This is a genomic window from Acidovorax sp. GBBC 1281, from assembly GCF_028473645.1.
In the GTDB taxonomy this organism is placed as follows: Bacteria; Pseudomonadota; Gammaproteobacteria; order Burkholderiales; family Burkholderiaceae_C; genus Paracidovorax.
This window is the reverse complement of the sequence record NZ_CP097269.1, coordinates 4,264,245-4,282,902: the sequence shown is the minus strand read 5'-3', so window position 1 is coordinate 4,282,902 and position 18,658 is coordinate 4,264,245. Positions and strand designations below refer to the sequence as shown.

Here is an 18,658-nt window from a genome sequence, read left to right as displayed (position 1 = left end):
GGGCCCCATGCGCTGCAGCGCATGAAAGGCTCCGTGCCCGGCGTTAAGCTGCCGCCATGCAAATCTACCGCTCCGGCCTGCTGCGTTTCGCCGACGACCATTCGGCCCTGTATGAAGAAGACGGCCTGCTGGCCATCGGCCCCGATGCCCAGGGGCGCCAGCGCGTCCAGGCCGCTGGCGCCTGGAACACCCTGGCGGCCCAATACGCACAGTGGCCGGTGGTGCACTGGCCCGGCCGCATCATCGCGCCGGGGTTCGTCGACATGCACGTGCATTTTCCGCAGACCGATGTGATCGGCTCGCCCGCCGATGGCCTGCTGCCCTGGCTGGAAAACTACACCTTTCCCCACGAATCCCGCTTTGCCGATCCGGCCTATGCGGCTGGCGTGGCCACCGTGTTCCTGGACGAACTGCTGCGCAACGGCGTGACGACTGCGCTCACGTTCGCCACCTCGCACCCGGCGTCGGTGGACGCGCTGATGGGCGAGGCGAAGGCGCGCGGACTGCGCCTGATCGCCGGCAAGGTGCTGCAGGACCGCCACTCGCCCGATGGCGTGCGCGACCAGACCGAGCAGTCCCTGTGCGACACCGAGGCGCTGATCCGCCGCTGGCACGGCCAGGACCGGCTGGGCTATGCCATCACGCCGCGTTTTGCGCCCAGCTGCACCGAGGCCCAGTTGCGCGGCGCGGGCGAACTGGCCGCGCAATACCCCGACGTGTGGATTCAGTCGCACGTGGCCGAGAACCTGGACGAGATCCGATGGGCTCGCGAACTGTTTCCCGCGGCCCGCAGCTACCTGTCGGTGTACGACGATTTCGGGCTGATGCGCGAGCGCGCCGTGTACGCCCACTGCATCCACTTCGACGATGCCGACCGGGCGCTCATGCGCGACACCGGCGCGGTGGCGGCGGTCAGCCCCACCAGCAACCTGTTTCTGGGCAGTGGCTTCTTCGACTACGCCGGGGCCGACCGGGTCGGCTTTCGCTACGGACTGGCGAGCGATGTGGGGGGCGGCACGAGCTTCAGCCCGTTCCACACCATGCTCGCCGCCTACTACGTGGGGCGCGAAGGGCAGACGAAGCCCGGCCTGTCGCTGTCGCCGCAGGCGCTGTGGTGGCAGCACACGGCCGGCGCGGCGCGCGCGCTGGGGCTGGCGGGCGTCATCGGCAACCTGCAGCCCGGGTGCGAGGCCGACTTCGTGGTGCTGGACCCGTGCGCCACGCCGCTGCTGGCGCGCAAGACCGCGCACGCGGCCAACCTGGACGAACTGCTCTTCGCGATGATCGTGCTGGGTGACGACCGGGTGATCGAGCGCACCGTGGTTTCCCAAGCCGAATAGGCCCCTGGCGCAGGTTGCACTAGCGCATGTCGCTATGAAAAATATAGTGCCTGCCCGCGCGTCCTCTCTACAATGGCGGCCCAGCAGGAGTGATCAATGAGCATCAAAAGCGACAAGTGGATTCGCCGCATGGCGGAGCAGACCGGAATGATCGAGCCCTTCGAGCCGGGCCAGGTCCGTGAGGCGGAAGGCCGCAAGATCATCAGCTACGGCACCAGCAGCTATGGCTACGACATCCGCTGCGCGCCGGAATTCAAGGTGTTCACCAACATCCACAGCACCGTGGTGGACCCGAAGAACTTCGATGAAAAGAGCTTCGTCGACTTCGAAGGCGACAGCTGCATCATCCCGCCCAACAGCTTCGCGCTGGCACGCACGGTGGAGTACTTTCGCATTCCCCGCAACGTGCTGACCATCTGCCTGGGCAAGAGCACCTATGCCCGCTGCGGGATCATCGTGAACGTGACGCCGTTCGAGCCCGAGTGGGAGGGCTATGTCACGCTGGAATTCAGCAACACCACCCCGCTGCCGGCCCGCATCTATGCCGGCGAGGGATGCGCCCAGGTGCTGTTCTTCGAAAGCGACGAGGTTTGTGACGTGAGTTACAAAGACCGAGGCGGCAAATACCAGGGGCAAAGCGGCGTCACCCTGCCCAAGGCCTGATACGGGCCTGATTTCTCGGGCGGTGGAGTCCTACACCGCCACGGCTTTTTTGCCGTGAGCGAGGGTGGCTACGGTTTTTTACGATTCAGCCAGGTTCTGTGTTGCATTCGGTTGGATGCTGTAAATCCTACGCAGAACGCTGCCTGAGGAGCCTACCATGCCTGCCACCCACCACGCCGTATCGTCTTTCCAGGCCGAGCGCACGGGCCTTTCGCATGTGCTGCACGAGGCTTCGGGAGGCAGCACCCACCGCTGCTATTGGCCCGCCGAAGCGCTCGATGCCTTCCTGCTGCAGATGGCCGCCCGTGGCCATTGCATCAGCGCCGCCATGATGCTCGGCGACCGCACCTACGCCCTGCAGCAGATCGAACGGGCCCGTGCCCTTCCGGGATGCGCCCTGCAAGCCCTGGTGCAGGAGTTGTCCGGGTATTTCGAAGACGCCGAGCCCGCCGCCGCCAGCGTGCACTGGTGCACGCGTTGATCCAGGCAGGGAGCGCCTGAAGGTCGGCGCGTTGCAGGGGGTGCCTCCGGACCGGCTGCGTCCTACGCCCCCTCACGCTATCGACCGGGTTTCCGGCTCTGGCGCGCTGCCTAGTATCCCATCCATCCATTTCAGACCCATCCGCAAGAGACTGCCATGCACGACGATTTTCATCCCCCTGTGTCCTCCGCCCAGAGGCTGCGCCCGTGGCCCATCGTGATCGGCAGCGTTGTGATCGCGGTGCAACTCGTCGCGCTGGGTTGGGTGGTGCAGGGGCAGGTGCAGCAGGCATCGGAGCGCCAGGCGCACTGGGCCCCCCGGGGCCTGCAGAGTTCACCGGCCACCTATGCAGCGGTGGACGCGCCCTCGTTCAGCGAGCCGCAGCCTTGATGCCTTCTCGAATCGACCCATGGGAACCGCTGCCCGGTGTGCGGCGCGGGCGTAACATCCGGCGCACCGCATCCGCAGGTGCGAGCAGGAGAACCGTATGAAATGGGAAGGCAACCGCGAATCGGACAACGTCGAGGATCGCCGTGACGGCGGCGGCGGTGGGGGCATGCCGGTGTTCGGCGGCCGCAGCATCGGCATCGGCACCATCGTGGTGGCGTTGCTGGGGGGCTGGATTTTCGGGATCAATCCCTTGACCATTCTGGGACTGCTAAGCGGCGGCGGAGGCGCTCCCGCCCAGGTCCAGCAGGCGCCCGCACACCGCCCGCCGGCCGACGACAAGATGGCGCGCTTCGTCTCCACCGTGCTTGCCGACACCGAAGACGTGTGGACCGACATCTTCCGCCAGGGTGGCAACGCCTATCAGGACCCGAAGCTCGTGCTGTTCCGTGGCTCCACACCCACCGCGTGCGGCACCGGCCAGGCGGCGATGGGCCCGTTCTACTGCCCCGGCGACCGCAAGGTGTACATCGACCTGGGCTTCTATGAAACCTTGAAGAACCGGCTGGGCGCGCCGGGGGATTTCGCCCAGGCCTACGTGATCGCCCACGAGGTGGGCCACCACGTCCAGAACCTGCTGGGCATCAGCGCCAAAGTGGACCAGATGCGCGGCCGCGTCAGCCAGGTGCAGTACAACCAGCTGTCCGTGCGCCTGGAACTGCAGGCCGACTGCTTCGCCGGGGTCTGGGCCCACCATGCCCAGAATGCCCGCCAGATCCTGGAGCAGGGCGATGTGGAAGAGGCCATGAACGCCGCGGCCAAGATCGGGGACGACGCCCTGCAGCGCGCGGGCGGCGGCGCCGTCGTGCCGGACAGCTTCACCCACGGCACCAGCGCGCAGCGCCAGCGGTGGTTCCATGCAGGCCTCGAAAACGGCAGCGTGAAGGTCTGCGACACCTTCTCGGCCCGCAGCCTGTAGTGCGAACGCCGCAGTGGCGGCGTTCACCCTGCAATGACTGGGGTGGCGTTTGCACTGGTCCAGTCATCGTATGGTGCTATGAATTAAATAGCATCGTGCCTTTGGGGCACGAATGCCTACCCGAAAAAACACCCCGTTCAGCCCCTGGTGCGACAATAGCGGGCTAAATGACAAGTTCTTTCTCCAATTTATCGCTGGCTGAACCGCTGGCACGCGCCGTGGCCGAAATGGGCTACGAGTCCATGACGCCCATTCAGGAACAGGCCATTCCGGTCGTCTTGACTGGCAAGGACGTGATGGGTGCGGCCCAGACGGGCACCGGCAAGACGGCCGCCTTCTCGCTGCCCTTGCTGCAGCGCCTGCTCAAGCACGAAAACAGCTCCACCTCCCCCGCCCGCCATCCGGTGCGCGCCCTGGTGCTGCTGCCGACGCGGGAGCTGGCCGACCAGGTCGCCCAGCAGGTCGCCCTGTACGCCAAGTACACCAAGCTGCGCAGCACCGTGGTGTTCGGCGGCATGGACATGAAGCCGCAGACGCTGGAGCTGAAAAAAGGCGTGGAAGTGCTCGTGGCCACGCCCGGCCGGCTGCTGGACCACATCGAAGCCAAGAATGCGGTGCTGAACCAGGTCGAATACGTGGTCCTCGACGAAGCCGACCGCATGCTGGACATCGGCTTCCTGCCCGATCTGCAGCGCATCCTCTCGTACCTGCCCAAGCAGCGCACCACGCTGCTGTTCAGCGCCACGTTCTCCCCCGAGATCAAGCGCCTGGCGGGCAGCTACCTGCAAGACCCGATCACGATCGAAGTGGCGCGCCCCAACGAAACGGCTTCCACGGTGGAGCAGCGTTTCTACAGCGCCAACGACGACGACAAGCGCCGCGCCATCCACCAGGTACTGAAGACGCGGGGCCTGAAGCAGGCGTTCATCTTCGTGAACAGCAAGCTCGGCTGTGCCCGGCTGGCCCGGAGCCTGGAGCGCGAAGGCCTCAAGACCGCGGCGTTGCACGGCGACAAGAGCCAGGACGAACGTTTGAAGGCGCTCGATGCCTTCAAGCAGGGCGAAGTCGATCTGCTGGTGTGTACCGACGTGGCGGCACGCGGACTGGACATCAAGGATGTGCCGGCCGTGTTCAACTTCGATGTGCCGTTCAATGCCGAGGATTACGTGCACCGCATCGGCCGCACGGGCCGTGCAGGCGCCTCGGGCCTGGCGGTCACGCTGGTGTCCAGCAGCGACACGCGCCTGGTGGCGGACATCGAAAAGCTCATCAAGAAGAAGATCGATCTCGAGGCCCTCGAGTACGAGGAAGACCGCCCGCGCGGCCGCATCAACGACGGCCAGCGCGCGTGGCGCGAGGATGGCCAGCGTGAAGGTGGCCGGCGTGAGCGGGGCGGCGAGGCGCACGACCCGCGTGGCAGCGCGCCGCGCAGCAGCTACCGCGCCCCTTCGGCACCCCGCGATCCGTTCTTCGACAAGCCCTATGAGGCACCGGCCACCGAGGCGGCGCCCCATTGGGAGTCTGCGGCCAAGGCCCAGCCGGCGCGCAGCGGCATCTCGGCCAACATCAAGCCCAAACGCAAGGTGGCGGCCCTGTTCAAGGCCGTGCAGCCCGAGACCGAAACCTCTTCTCAGTGAGCCCCCAGGGCCGATCCGTCGGCCGGGGCCTGATTCGCTGAGGCCTTGGGTGCGTCCTTATCGCCGTGGGGCGGCGGGTGGCTCGTTCGTGTTCAGGCCCCAGGCTTTTGCGCCTCCTCGCAATCGACATGGCAGTGCTCACGGTCTGCCAGCGTTCGGCCGAACCGGACCGCGCTGAGGCAGCCTCCCCACACGCAACCGGTGTCCAGCGCCAGCAGGTTGGCTCGGTTCATCCAGCCCAGGGTGGACCAGTGCCCGAACGCCACCAGCCCGTTCTGCGTTTTGCGGCCCGGTGCTTCGAACCACGGCACCAGGCCGGCTGGGGCAGCGCTGGCACCCTCGCTGCTCTCGAAATCCATGGCGCCCTCGGGTGTGCAGAAGCGCAATCGGGTGAGGGCGTTGACGATCACGCGCAAGCGGTCCGTCCCGGTCAGCGTGGGGTCCCAGCGGTCTGGCGTGTTGCCGTACATGGCGTGAAGGAATGCGGGCATGTCGGCCCCGCGCAGCACGGCATGCACCTCGTCGGCATGCGCCAGCACGTCCTGGGCCGACCACGAGGGCAATACGCCCGCGTGGACCATCAACAGGGGCTCTCCACCATGCACATGCTGGCGTGCCAGCGGCTGATGGCGCAGCCAGTCCAGCAGGGCCTCGCGGTCGGGTGCCTGCAGCACCTGGTCCAGCGTGTCGCGGCGGGAAGGCTTGCGGGCCCCGTGGGCGGCCGCCAGAAGGTGCAGATCATGGTTGCCCAGCAGGCTGCGCAGGCTGTCGCCCTGCTGCATGGAGCGGCGGAGCACGGCAGCGGAATCAGGGCCCCGATTCACCAGGTCGCCCAGCAAATAAACCGTGTCGCGGCTGGGGGAGAACCCGATGTGGTCCAGCAGGCGCTGCAATGCCGTGTCGCAGCCTTGAATATCCCCGATGCAGTAGAGCGCCATGGCGTTTCCGAAGGTGGTAAACCCGCATTGTCGCGGCTGGATGAGGCCGTGCCAGGTAATCGCCCAGGTCACGATAGCCCGGCCGGTGCAAATCAGTGCGCGCGCTTCGATATGGCTGAGCTGGCAGAGTTCCCCGAAATTCCAGAAATCAGCGGGTTATTCAAAGGGGTGGATTGCGCCCGCTTTCTCTGCACGATATTGAAAGATACTTATAATGCGGCCTTCGTTATTAATCTCCGTACATCACCATGAGCACTAGCTACAAAGACCTGCTGAAACAGCGCGAAGAACTTGAGCAGCAAATCGGCGAAGCACGTCGCCGCGAACTTTCCGATGCCATCAATCAGGTTCGCAATCTGGTGGCGGAGTATGGTTTGACTGCTCAGGACGTATTTCCCACGGGCCGTGCCCGCAGTGCCAGCGCCGGCGTCAAAGTCGCTCCCAAATACCGCGATCCCGCAACGGGCCAGACGTGGACGGGCCGTGGCAAGGCGCCCAAGTGGATCCAGAACCAAGACCGCGAGCAATTCGCCATTTGAGTGCAAGCCTGGAATTCCAGATCGCGCGCAGGCACTGCCCGCGCTGCGGAATGGCAAGAGCAACCCACGCAATAAAAAGCCCGCCTTGGCGGGCTTTTTTCATGGCTGCGAATACCGTGCCGTTCGGTTTGACTGCATGGACAGCCCTGGCGGGTTTCCTGGCTACCCTTTCATCGGTGCGCTGGCCGCTTTCGGGCGCTGCGCTCTGTCTCAAATCCCAGCCATTGGGAGTTGGCTTAACCTTCTTGAGCGGCAATGCTGCCCAGCCGATTAATTTCAAGGGAAGCCATCGGATAAAAATGGAGATTCCGCAGGGCGGTATTTTATTAATCGAATGGCACGCGATATATCGCGCTGCACCTACCCGTGCTGCTGTTCCCATGGCGTAGGACGGCAGGCCTTGCGATCGGGCGTTTCTTCTGGAGTTTGGCGGTGCACTCTCTGAAATGTCCTGCATGCGATTACCCCACGATGGCTTTGTTGCACAAATCGCGATGCTGATGCCCGTAGACTGACTGCGTGACAGAGACGAAGAACAGGCAGCGGAGCAAGTACCGCACGACGAACTGGAAGGCGTACAACGCGGCGCTGAAAGCGCGAGGCTCGTTGACGATGTGGCTAGTGTCCTGTCCCGTTAATTCGCAGGCACGATAGCTGCATGGTTTCGGGCCATCCTTGAGGTGCCGCCATGCCCAATGCAACGACCCGAACAGAAATTGCGCTTAGTGAAGTGGAGCGCGCGGAACTGACGTCCATGGCGCGATCACGTTCGCTGCCAGCGGCGTTGTCGCTCAGGGCGCGCATCGTGCTGACTTGCGAAGGCACAGATAAAGCCAGCACCGCGGTTGCGCAGGCTCTGGGGATCAGTCGTAGCACTGTCACCAAGTGGCGCGGGCGCTATGCGCGCCATCGCATTGCAGGGCTTTACGACGAGTTGCGCCCGGGTCGCCCCCGCACGGTAGATGACGAGCGTGTTGCTGAGTTGATTACCAAGACGTTGCACACCAAGCCTGCTGATGGGGGTACCCACTGGAGCACCCGCACGCTGGCCGCCGATACGGGCATCAGCAAGAGCACGGTGGCGCGCTATCTGCAGACCTTCAACCTCAAGCCGCACCGGGCCGACAGCTTCAAGCTGTCGACCGATCCGCTGTTCATCGAGAAGCTGCGCGACGTTGTGGGGCTGTACCTGAACCCACCTGACAACGCGCTGGTGCTGTGCGTGGACGAGAAGAGCCAATGCCAAGCTTTGGAGCGTACGCAGCCGATGCTGCCAATGGGGTTTGGCTATGTCGAAGGTGTCACGCACGACTACGTGCGCCACGGCACCACCACCTTGTTCGCGGCCCTGAACGTGATGAATGGCCAAGTGATCGCGCAGTGCCGGCCCCGGCATCGTCATCAAGAGTTCCTTGCCTTCCTGCGCGCCATCGACAAGGCAGTGCCCGACGAACTGGATGTGCACTGCATAGCTGATAACTACGCCAGCCACAAGCATCCAAAGGTGCGCGCTTGGTTGGCCGAGCGGCCTCGCTGGCACATGCACTTCGTTCCGACCTATTCAAGCTGGCTCAATCAGGTCGAGCGCTTCTTCTCGATCATCACCACGCGGGCAATCCGCCGTGGCTCGTTCACCAGCGTGAAGGATCTGATCAACAAGATCGACACATTCATCGCGAATTACAACCAGTCCTGCCAGCCGTTTACTTGGACAGCTACAGCAGACTCCATCCTCGAAAAACTCGCCAGACTATGCGGGCGAATTAACGGGACAGGACACTAGATGAGGGCATGCAGTGGTTTGGCACGCCGACCGGCAGGCGTGGACGCAGCCGAACCTTCTCGGACGCAGCAATCCAGTTCTGCCTGAGCATCAAGTGCCTGTTCGGCCAGCCCTTGCGACAGGCGCTGGGCATGGTGCAGAGCCTGCTGCGGCTGGCAAAGCTGGACTGGCCGGTACCTGACTTCAGCACTGTTTGCCGGCGCCAAAAGACCTTGCAGGTCGAACTGAGCTACCAGCGAACCAACTCGCCGCTGCAGTTGCTGGTGGACAGCACCGGCATCAAGTTCCTGGGCGAAGGAGAGTGGAAACGCAAGAAGCATGGTGCTGAATACCGGCGCGAATGGCGCAAGGTCCATCTGGGCATCGACGCGCAGACGCTGGAAATACGCGCCATCGAGGTGACCAGCAACGCCATTGGGGATGCGCCGATGTTGCCCGGGTTGCTGGCTCAGATTCCCACTGACGAATCCATCGAAAGCGTCAGTGCCGATGGCGCCTACGACACGCGCGCCTGCCTGGACGCCATTGCCGAGCGGCACGCGATGGCGGTGATCCCGCCCCGCAAGAACGCCAGCCATTGGAAGAAGTCGAGTCCGGGCTCGGCGCATCGTAATGAGGCCATTCGGGCGTGCCAGCGCCTGGGTCGCGGCATTTGGAAGAAGTGGAGCGGCTACCACCGGCGCAGCCTTGTGGAGACGAAGATGCACTGCTTCAAGCGACTGGGCGAACGGGTGATCGCGCGCACGTTCGACCGCCAGGTTGTGGAGCTGCATGTCCGCGTGGCCTTGCTCAATCGGTTCAGTCAGATCGGCCGTCCTCACACCGTGTCGGTGACTGCTGTGGCATAGGTCCGTCTGGGGTTGGGGTCATGCCGTCTGCAATTCGATTTGTGCAACAGCGCCCCCCACGATTGCATCGATATGTAGGACTGCCAGAATAGGTGCTCTCGTCCCCACAGGAGTAGCACTACATGGCCTCGATGTCACCCCCGGTTTCCCGCCACGCGTTCGCATCCACCCTGAAGAATTTCACGACGGGGTCCGGCAAAAGCGGCAAGTTCTATTCGCTTCCGGCACTGGCCAAGCAATACCCGTCGATCAAACGGCTCCCGGTTTCGATTCGGATCGTTCTGGAATCGGTGCTGCGCAACTGCGATGGCCGCAAGGTCACGGCGGAACACGTGGAGCAGTTGTCGCGCTGGCAGCCGGTCGCCGACCGCAAGGACGAGATTCCCTTCGTCGTGTCGCGCGTGGTGCTGCAGGATTTCACCGGCGTGCCCTTGCTGGCCGATCTGGCCGCCATGCGCAGCGTGGCCCAGCGCCTGGGCAAGAAGCCCAAGAAGATCGAGCCGCTGGTGCCCGTGGACCTGGTGGTGGACCACTCCATCATGGTGGACCACTACGGAACGAAAAAGGCGCTGGACTTGAACATGAAGCTGGAATTCCAGCGCAACCGCGAGCGCTACGAATTCATGAAGTGGGGCATGCAAGCATTCGATACCTTCGGCGTGGTGCCGCCCGGGTTCGGCATCGTCCACCAGGTCAATCTGGAGTATCTGGCGCGGGGGGTGCACAAGAGGGCCGATGGCGTGTACTACCCCGACACGCTGGTGGGCACGGACAGCCACACGACCATGATCAACGGCATCGGCGTGGTGGGCTGGGGCGTGGGGGGCATCGAAGCCGAGGCGGCGATGCTGGGCCAGCCGGTGTATTTCCTGACCCCGGACGTGGTGGGCTTCGAGCTGACCGGCCAGTTGCGCGAAGGCGTGACCGCCACCGACCTGGTGCTGACGGTGACCGAGATCCTGCGCCAGCACAAGGTGGTGGGCAAGTTCGTGGAATTCTTCGGCGAGGGCACGCGCACGCTGTCGCTGCCCGACCGCGCCACCATCGGCAACATGGCACCCGAGTACGGCGCGACGATGGGTTTTTTCCCGGTGGATGAAAAGACCATCGATTACTTCAAGGGCACTGGCCGCACCGACAGCGAGATCGAAGCGTTCGAGGCGTATTTCCGCGCCCAGGGCCTGTTCGGCGTGCCGCTCGCCGGCGAAATCGACTACTCCAAGATCGTGCGCCTGCACCTGGGCGATGTGACTCCCAGCCTCGCCGGACCGAAACGACCCCAGGACCGCATCGAGCTGGGCAACGTGAGCAGCGACTTCGTGTCGCTGTTCAGCAAGCCCGCGGCGGAAAACGGCTTCAACCGCCCGGCCGAACTGCTGCACACGCGGCACCACATCCACCGGGGCGACGAGGGCGTGAGCGAGGCGGTTCCCGCCGAGAAGCCGGCCCCTGCGGGTGGCCCGCGTTTCCTGGTCGAGATGGAGCACAACAAGCCGCCGCTGGCGGTCACGCATGCCGATGCCGCCGTGCGCCTGCCGACCAAGGGGGTGGACCCCACCATCGGCAACGGCGACGTGCTGATCGCCGCCATCACGAGCTGCACCAACACCTCCAATCCGAGCGTGCTGCTGGCCGCCGGCCTGCTGGCCAAGAAGGCCGTGGAGGCCGGCCTGAAAGTGCGGCCGCACATCAAGACCTCGCTCGCGCCCGGCTCCCGCATCGTCACGGAATACCTCACCGAAACCGGTCTGATGCCCTACCTGGAAAAGCTCGGGTTCGCGCTGGCGGGGTATGGCTGCACGACCTGCATCGGCAACGCCGGCGACCTGGCGCCCGAGCTGAACGAGGCCATCACCGGCAACGATCTGGTCTGCGCGGCGGTGCTGTCGGGCAACCGCAATTTCGAGGCCCGCATCCACCCCAACATCAAGGCCAACTTCCTGGCCAGCCCGCCTCTGGTGGTGGCGTACGCGATCGCCGGCACGGTGCTGCGCGACCTCATGACGGAGCCGGTGGGCAAGGGCAAGGGCGGGCGCGACGTGTACCTGGGCGACATCTGGCCCACCAGCGATGAAATCCACGCGCTGATGCGCTACGCCATGAACGGCAAGGCTTTCCGCGACAACTACGGCAAGGTCAAGACCGATCCGGGCGCGCTCTGGAACAACATCAAGGGCGTGAAGGGCGACACCTACGACTGGCCCGCCAGCACCTACATCGCGGAGCCACCCTTCTTCGCGCGGTTCACGCTGGAGGCCAAGGAGCGGGCGGTGGGCGCGGACGGCTCCAAGGCATCGGAGTCGGTCGTGGGCGCACGCATCATGGCGCTGTTCGGCGACTCGATCACCACCGACCACATTTCGCCGGCGGGCTCCATCAAGGAGACCTCGCCCGCCGGGCAGTGGCTGCTGCATAACGGCGTGATGAAGCAGGACTTCAACAGCTACGGCGCGCGCCGCGGCAACCACGATGTGATGATGCGCGGCACCTTCGCCAACGTGCGCATCAAGAACCTGATGATTCCCCCCACCGCCGACGGCTCGCGCGAGGAAGGCGGCGTCACGCTGTTCCAGAACGAGGGGGAGCTGCAGGGCACGAAGATGTTCATCTTCGATGCGGCCATGAAGTACATCGCCCAAGACACCCCCACCGTGATCTTCGCGGGCGAGGAATACGGCACCGGCTCCAGCCGCGACTGGGCGGCCAAGGGTACGCAGCTGTTGGGCATCAAGGCGGTGGTGGCCAAGAGCTTCGAGCGCATCCACCGTTCCAACCTCGTGGGCATGGGCGTGCTGCCCCTGCAGTTCAAGGCGGGCGATTCCTGGGAGTCGCTGGGCCTGACCGGCAACGAGACGATCGACGTGGCTCCGGATTCGGAACTCACCCCGCAAAGCGACGCGCTGCTGACGATTCGCCGGGCCGACGGGTCGCGCCAGGAGGTCACGGTCACGCTGCGCATCGACACGCCGATCGAGGTGGACTACTACCGCGCCGGCGGCATCCTGCCCTATGTGCTCCGGCAGTTGTTGACCGCTTGATTGGGGGACATCCACCCGGGGGGCGAGCGGCCCGATACACTTGTGACGATATGTTCAGGTAACCCGCCGCCGCCATGACCCCCCCTCCCCACCGTCCGGTCACTGCAGCCATCGCGCGGACGCTTCTGTCGGAGGCGCCCGCGGTCACGCTGATGCTGGTGGTGGCGGTGCTGGCGCTGCTGCTGGTGCCGGTGGTGCAACTGCTGGGCTCGGGCCTGCAGGGGCTGCACGGCCTCGAGCCTTTCCTCGACATGGTGGTGGTGCTCATCGGCCTGCTGGCCGTGGCGGTGTCCCTGCACATGCTCGACGATACGCAGCAAGGCCGCGCCAACGTGCTCGTGGCTGGGCTGGCGACCGCTGCGGTCTGCAATTTCCTTCACGCCGTCCTGCTGCACCAGATGGAAAGCATGGCGTCCGTCACGCGGGCGAATGTCTCTTCCTACTTCGGATTGCTGGCCCATGGGGTCGAGGCGCTGACCCTGCTGCTGTTCGCTTTGCGGGTGTCGTTCCACGGGCCCGGTCGGGCCTGGGCCGTGGCCTCGGCCGGTGTGTCGCTGGTGCTCGTGTGGTCCGCCTCCAGCGGATTGCCCGAGCAGTTCGGGCTGGCGCACGGCGAGCGCTTCGCCATGGGGGCGGACGCGCTGCTCGGAGGCGTCATGGCCGTTGCAGCCTGGGTGATGTACCGGGTGCACGACACCGCCGGCAGGGAGCGCGGCCGGGGGCGCCGGCGCATCATGGCCTGCGCGGCGGCCGCCCTGGCGCTGGCGGAATTCGCCATGCTGCTGTACCCGCTGCATCCGGTTTTCGTCGACACGTTCGCGCACGCCTTGCGCGTGCTGGGGTATGCGCTGATGTTCCAGGCGGTGTTCATCGCCGGCATCCGCATGCCCTTCGCCCGGGCGCGCGAGGCCGAGGCCCGGCTGCTGGAAAGCGAACGCCGCCTGCAGCTGCTGGGCCGCAACCTGCCCGACAGCGTGCTGTACCAGCGCGTGCGCGAGGCGGACGGCCGCTGGCATTTCGTGCACATGGGCGATGCGATCGAGCGCCTGAACGGCATTTCGGCCCAGGCGGTGGTGAACGATGCCACCCTGTTCTTCGAGCAGATGGAGCCGCAGGACCGCCTGGCCTGCGCCGCGTCGGACGAGGCGTCCTACCGCACCATGGGCGTCGGCGACTCGGTGGTGCGCATGCGCGTGGCCAACGGCCAGTTGCGCTGGATGCGGATGAGCTCCACCCCCCGGCCGCTGGACAAGGGCCGCGTGATCTGGGACGGCGTGCTGACCGACGTCACCGAGCAGCGGGAGGCCCAGGACCTGAGCCGCGCGCACGAGGTGCAACTGGCGAGCCTGCTCAGCCACCTGCCGGGCGGCGTCTCGCGGCTGGACCGCGATCTGCGCATCGTGTACGTGAACCCCTCGCAGGCGCACTGGCTGCGCCGCCCGGTCGATGAGCTCGAAGGCCAGTTCCTCGTGGACGTGCTGCCCGCCGACCTGATGGCCCCGATCCAGCCGCATTTCGACCGGGCGCTGCAGGGCGAGACAGTGGTGTTCGAGCACCGCATTCCCAAAACCCATGGTGCCCAGTTCTGGCACACCACGCTGGTGCCGGAAGTCGCCGCCGATGGCCGCACGGTGGCCGTGGTGGTGTTCGCGTTCGACCTGACCGAGCAAAAGCGCATGGCGCTGGAGCTCACGCAGCAGCGCACCCGCCTGGCCAGCCTTGTGAGCGCGATTCCCGACGTGGTGTTCCTCAAGGATGCGAACGGCTGCTACCTGTCGTGCAACCCCGTTTTCGAGCGTTTCATCGGGCGGCGCGAGCGCGACATCATCGGCCTGTCGGACGACGATCTACTACCCGCCGTCGAGGCCCAGCGGGTGCGCCAGCTCGACCAGCGCGCCATGGCTGCCTGGCAGCCACTGGTGTACGAAGAGACCCTCACGTTCCAGGAAGACGGCTACGAGGGCTACTTCGAAACCATCAAGACCCCCATCCGGGACCTGCACGGCCATGTCACCGGGCTGCTGGGCGTGTGCCGTGACATCACCGACCGCAAGAAGGCCGAGCAGCAGATCGAATTGCTGGCCTTCTTCGATGCGCTCACCGGCCTGCCCAACCGCCGCCTGTTGCTGGACCGCCTGCAGCGCGCCAGCGCCGTCTGCCAGCGCAACGGCCAGCTGGGCGCGCTGCTGTTCATCGACCTGGACAACTTCAAGGACCTGAACGACACGCTCGGCCACGACATGGGCGACCAACTGCTGGCGCAGGTGGCCACGCGCCTGGTGTCGTGCGTGCGGGCCACCGACACGGTGGCGCGCTTCGGTGGCGACGAGTTCGTGGTGATGCTGGAAAACCTCGACGCCGGCCTGACCGAGGCGGCCACGCAGGCCGAGCACGTGGCCGACAAGCTCTTGCTGCAGCTCAACCAGCCCTTCATGCTGGGCACGCAGCAGCACTACAGCACGCCGAGCATCGGCATCACGCTGTTCGGCGACCAGCCGCGCAGCGTGGACGAGCTGCTCAAGCGCGCCGACCTGGCCATGTACCAGGCCAAGGCCGAAGGCCGCAACACGCAGCGCTTTTTCGACCCGGAGATGCAGGCCCAGGTGCACGCCCGTTCGCACCTGGAAGCCGACCTGCGCCAGGGGCTGGCCCGCCAGGAACTCGCGGTGCACTACCAGCCCATCGTGGACCACCGCGCGCAGCTGTGCGGCGCCGAAGCCCTGGTGCGCTGGCACCACCCCGGGCGCGGCATGATCAGCCCCGGCGACTTCATCCCGCTGGCCGAGCAGACCGGGCTCATCCTGCCGCTGGGGCGCTTCGTGCTCGAATCGGCGTGCGAGCAACTGGTGCGCTGGGCCGAGCACCCCGACACCGCGCGGCTGACCATCGCCGTCAACGTGAGTGCCCGGCAGTTCCGGCAGCCGGCCTTCGCGGCCGAGGTGCTGGAGACCCTGCAGCGCACGGGCGCCAACCCCCAGCGGCTCAAGCTGGAGCTCACCGAGAGCCTGCTGCTGGGCGACATCGAGGACGCGATCCAGCGCATGGCCCAGCTCAAAAAGCAGGGCGTGGGCTTCTCGCTCGACGACTTCGGCACGGGCTATTCGTCGCTCAGCTACCTGAAGCGCCTGCCGCTGGACCAGGTCAAGATCGACCAGGGCTTCGTGCGCGACGTGCTCACCGATCCCAACGACGCCGCCATCGTGCGCACCATCCTCGCCCTGGCCAAGAGCCTGGACCTGCAGGTGGTCGCCGAAGGGGTGGAAACCACCGGGCAGCTGGCGTTTCTCAAGCTGCACGGCTGTGAAGGCTTCCAGGGCTACCTGTTCGGCCGGCCGAGCCCGGTGGCCCAGTTCGAACGCGACCAGCAATTGCCGGGCGCCCTGCCCACGGCCGCAGAAGCCGGCATGGCATGAGCGCGCTGCCCACCGTTTCCCCTGCCGCTGCCGCCCCGTGCCCTCTGGGAACGGGCGGCGCGCCGGTCTCCACCGCCATGGCGGCGCGGCCGCGCATCGGATGGGTGGGCGCCGGCGCGGCACCGGCCCGCGCGGCGATGCGATGGCTGTCCAGCCACCGCCCCGACTGGGAGGTGTCCCCCTCGGATTTCGCGGCCGGCCGCGATGGCGTGTCGCGATCCCCCATGTTCGCCGTGCCGGGAACCTGCCAGGCGCTGGTGCTGGACCTGGAACGCAGTGCCACCGCCTTGCCGGACTGGGCGGCCCAGGCGCGCACCCAGCCGCTGGTGCTCTGCCTGGACCCGGCGCAGGAGGCGCTCGCCGCGCGTGCCCTGCGCCTGGGCCCCGGGGATTACGTGCTGCGCGCCGAAGGCGGCGCGCACCTGCCGCAACTGGCCCAGCGGCTGGCGGCGCTGCTGCAGGCGCATGCGCCGCACGGTCCGATGCCCGCCGCCGCGCCCGCGCTGCCGTGGCCGGACGAACCCCCTTCGCAGCGCTCGCTGCTGCAGACCACGCTGGCCAGCATGAGCCAGGGCCTGTACACCGTGGGACCCGATGGCCGCATCACCGTCTACAACGACCGGGTGCTGGAGTTGCTGGAGCTGCCGCGCGCACTGCTCGATGCCCGGCCCACGCTGATGGAGCTCAAGCAGCTGCAGCGAGCGCGCGGCGATTTCGGCGAAAGCGCGGAGCTGGTCGATGCGCAGGCGCGTGCCTATGTGCAAAGTGCTGGCGGCATTCCGTCGCCCGCGGTTTACTGGCGCCGCACGCGCCACGGGCGCACGCTGGAGGTGCACACCACGCAACTGCCCGATGGCGGCATGGTGCGCACCTTCACCGACGTGACCGACCACGTGCGTACTCAGGCCGAACTGCGGGTGAGCGAGGCGCGCTTTCGCAGCCTGAGCGACCTTTCCTCCGACTGGTACTGGGAGCAGGACGCATCCTTCCGGTTCATCCACTTCGTGGGCGGGCGCAACCCCGTGGGCATGGAGCCCGGCGAAGTCGTGGGGCGCACCCGCTGGGAGCTGGGCGCCCTCAACATGACCGAGGAGGACTGGGCGGCCCACCGCCGGCTGCTCGATGCGCGCGAGCCCTTCCGGGAGCTCGAACTGCAGCGGCTGGCATCGGACGGCACGGCCTACTGGGTGTCGATCAGCGGCGTGCCCGTGTTCGACGAGGCCGGTGCGTTCCAGGGCTACCGGGGCGTCGGCCGCAGCATCACCGACCGCAAGCAGGTCGAGGCCGAGATCGAGCGGCTGGCGTTCTTCGACGTGCTCACCGGCCTGCCCAACCGGCGGCTGCTGATCGACCGGCTCTACCGCGCCACGCTGTCCGTCGGCCGCACGGGGCGGCACGGCGTGCTGCTGTTCATCGACCTGGACAACTTCAAGGACCTGAACGACACGCTCGGCCACGACATGGGCGACCGCCTGCTGGTGCAGGTCGCCCAGCGCCTGCAAGGCTGCGTGCGCCAGAGCGACACCGTGGCCCGTTTCGGCGGCGACGAGTTCGTGGTGCTGGCCGAAGGCCTGCCCGCCGAGGCCTGGGCCGCCAGCGCCGATGCCTCGCTGCTGGCGCGCAAGATCGGCAACGCCCTGAGCCTGCCGTACCTGCTGGACGGCATCAGCCACCACAGCACGCCGAGCATCGGGCTCACGCTCTTCGGCGAATCCGCCGGCAGCGTTGACGACCTGCTCAAGCACGCCGACATGGCCATGTACCAGGCCAAGGCGGCCGGCCGCAACGCCGTGCGCTTCTTCGACCCCGGCATGCAGGCCGCCGTCAGCGCGCGGGCCGCGCTGGAAGCCGAGCTGCGCCGCGCGCTGCAGGTGGGCGAGCTGATGCTGCACTACCAGCCCATCGTGGACCGGCGCGGCCAGATGCTCGGCGCCGAGGCGCTGGTGCGCTGGCAGCATCCGCAGCGCGGCATGGTGTCGCCGGGCGAGTTCATCCCGGTGGCCGAGCAGAGCGGCCTCATCGTGCCGCTGGGGCAGTGGGTGCTGGAGCACGGCTGCCGGCAGCTCGTGGCCTGGTCCCGCAGCGCGGCCACGGCGCATCTGGTGCTGTCGGTGAACGTGAGCGTGCGCCAGTTCCGCCAGCCCGACTTCGTCGACCAGGTGCTGCAGGCGCTGCGCGAGAGCGGGGCGCAGCCGCGGCTGTTCAAGATCGAACTGACGGAAAGCCTGCTGCTCACCGACGTGGAGGACGTGATCGCCCGCATGGAAAAGCTGCGCTCGCACGGCGTGGGCTTTTCGCTGGACGACTTCGGCACCGGCTACTCGTCGCTCAGCTACTTGAAGCGCCTGCCGATCGACCAGCTCAAGATCGACCAGGGCTTCGTGCGCGACGTGCTCACCGATCCCAACGACGCTGCCATCGTGCGCACCATCCTCGCCCTGGCGCACAGCCTGGACCTGGACGTGGTGGCCGAGGGCGTCGAAACCACGGGCCAGCTGCAGTTCCTGCAGCGCCACGGCTGCCATGCGTTCCAGGGCTACCTGTTCGGGCGCCCGGCGCCGGCCACGGTGCTGGAGCGGGCGGTGCGGCCCGCGCTCTGAGCTCCGGCGGAG

14 protein-coding genes and 2 pseudogenes are annotated in these 18,658 nt (G+C 66.5%); 15 read left to right on the top strand and 1 reads right to left on the bottom strand.

What is annotated here, in order from left to right:
• The first annotated feature begins 56 nt into the window (after positions 1-56).
• The 6 genes from guaD to M5C96_RS20035 all read left to right on the top strand — a co-directional run bounded on the left by guaD (position 57) and on the right by M5C96_RS20035 (position 5,487).
• Positions 57-1,340, top strand: a complete 1,284-nt coding sequence (guaD, locus tag M5C96_RS20060) for a guanine deaminase (RefSeq protein WP_272564913.1) — start codon at positions 57-59, stop codon at positions 1,338-1,340.
• A 96-nt stretch (positions 1,341-1,436) separates the two neighbouring features.
• Positions 1,437-2,003 (top strand): dCTP deaminase, encoded by a 567-nt coding sequence (gene dcd, locus M5C96_RS20055; protein WP_272564912.1) that lies wholly within the window; start codon positions 1,437-1,439, stop codon positions 2,001-2,003.
• A 157-nt stretch (positions 2,004-2,160) separates the two neighbouring features.
• Complete coding sequence (locus M5C96_RS20050) at positions 2,161-2,484, top strand: hypothetical protein (RefSeq protein ID WP_272564911.1); 324 nt, start codon at positions 2,161-2,163, stop codon at positions 2,482-2,484.
• Positions 2,485-2,640: 156 nt separating this feature from the next.
• Complete coding sequence (locus M5C96_RS20045; RefSeq protein WP_272564910.1) at positions 2,641-2,874, top strand: hypothetical protein; 234 nt, start codon at positions 2,641-2,643, stop codon at positions 2,872-2,874.
• A gap of 97 nt (positions 2,875-2,971) precedes the next feature.
• Positions 2,972-3,850: a KPN_02809 family neutral zinc metallopeptidase gene (gene ypfJ, locus M5C96_RS20040; protein WP_272564909.1), complete on the top strand. Its 879-nt coding sequence runs from the start codon at positions 2,972-2,974 to the stop codon at positions 3,848-3,850.
• A gap of 167 nt (positions 3,851-4,017) precedes the next feature.
• Positions 4,018-5,487 (top strand): DEAD/DEAH box helicase, encoded by a 1,470-nt coding sequence (locus M5C96_RS20035; protein WP_272564908.1) that lies wholly within the window; start codon positions 4,018-4,020, stop codon positions 5,485-5,487.
• A 92-nt stretch (positions 5,488-5,579) separates the two neighbouring features.
• Here the strand turns inward: M5C96_RS20035 and M5C96_RS20030 are convergent, their stop codons facing one another.
• On the bottom strand, positions 5,580-6,425 hold the full coding sequence (locus M5C96_RS20030) for a symmetrical bis(5'-nucleosyl)-tetraphosphatase (protein ID WP_272564907.1): 846 nt from the start codon (positions 6,423-6,425) through the stop codon (positions 5,580-5,582).
• Between M5C96_RS20030 and M5C96_RS20025 the strand changes: the two genes are divergently transcribed.
• The 9 genes and pseudogenes from M5C96_RS20025 (at position 6,396) to M5C96_RS19985 (ending at position 18,646) form a co-directional block, all read left to right on the top strand.
• Complete coding sequence (locus M5C96_RS20025) at positions 6,396-6,677, top strand: hypothetical protein (protein ID WP_272564906.1); 282 nt, start codon at positions 6,396-6,398, stop codon at positions 6,675-6,677. The two genes, M5C96_RS20030 and M5C96_RS20025, sit on opposite strands and share 30 nt — an antisense overlap.
• Positions 6,674-6,964 (top strand): H-NS histone family protein, encoded by a 291-nt coding sequence (locus M5C96_RS20020; protein WP_272548868.1) that lies wholly within the window; start codon positions 6,674-6,676, stop codon positions 6,962-6,964. The genes M5C96_RS20025 and M5C96_RS20020 overlap by 4 nt, the downstream gene beginning before the upstream one ends.
• Positions 6,961-7,353 (top strand): hypothetical protein, encoded by a 393-nt coding sequence (locus M5C96_RS20015; protein ID WP_272564905.1) that lies wholly within the window; start codon positions 6,961-6,963, stop codon positions 7,351-7,353. Before M5C96_RS20020 ends, M5C96_RS20015 begins: the two co-directional genes overlap by 4 nt.
• 130 nt (positions 7,354-7,483) lie before the next feature.
• Positions 7,484-7,585: pseudogene (locus M5C96_RS20010) on the top strand (IS5/IS1182 family transposase); the annotation flags it as partial.
• Between the two features lie 67 nt (positions 7,586-7,652).
• Positions 7,653-8,747 carry an IS630 family transposase gene (locus M5C96_RS20005; protein ID WP_272563777.1) on the top strand — a complete coding sequence of 365 codons (1,095 nt, stop codon included), beginning with the start codon at positions 7,653-7,655 and terminating at the stop codon, positions 8,745-8,747.
• Positions 8,744-9,595, top strand: a pseudogene (locus M5C96_RS20000) (IS5 family transposase); the annotation flags it as partial. The gene M5C96_RS20005 and the pseudogene M5C96_RS20000, both read left to right, overlap by 4 nt.
• Before the next feature lie 122 nt (positions 9,596-9,717).
• Positions 9,718-12,633 (top strand): aconitate hydratase, encoded by a 2,916-nt coding sequence (locus tag M5C96_RS19995; protein WP_272564904.1) that lies wholly within the window; start codon positions 9,718-9,720, stop codon positions 12,631-12,633.
• A gap of 74 nt (positions 12,634-12,707) precedes the next feature.
• Positions 12,708-16,046 carry an EAL domain-containing protein gene (locus M5C96_RS19990; RefSeq protein ID WP_272564902.1) on the top strand — a complete coding sequence of 1,113 codons (3,339 nt, stop codon included), beginning with the start codon at positions 12,708-12,710 and terminating at the stop codon, positions 16,044-16,046.
• 77 nt (positions 16,047-16,123) lie between these two features.
• Positions 16,124-18,646 (top strand): putative bifunctional diguanylate cyclase/phosphodiesterase, encoded by a 2,523-nt coding sequence (locus M5C96_RS19985; protein WP_442867401.1) that lies wholly within the window; start codon positions 16,124-16,126, stop codon positions 18,644-18,646.
• Positions 18,647-18,658 lie beyond the last annotated feature (12 nt).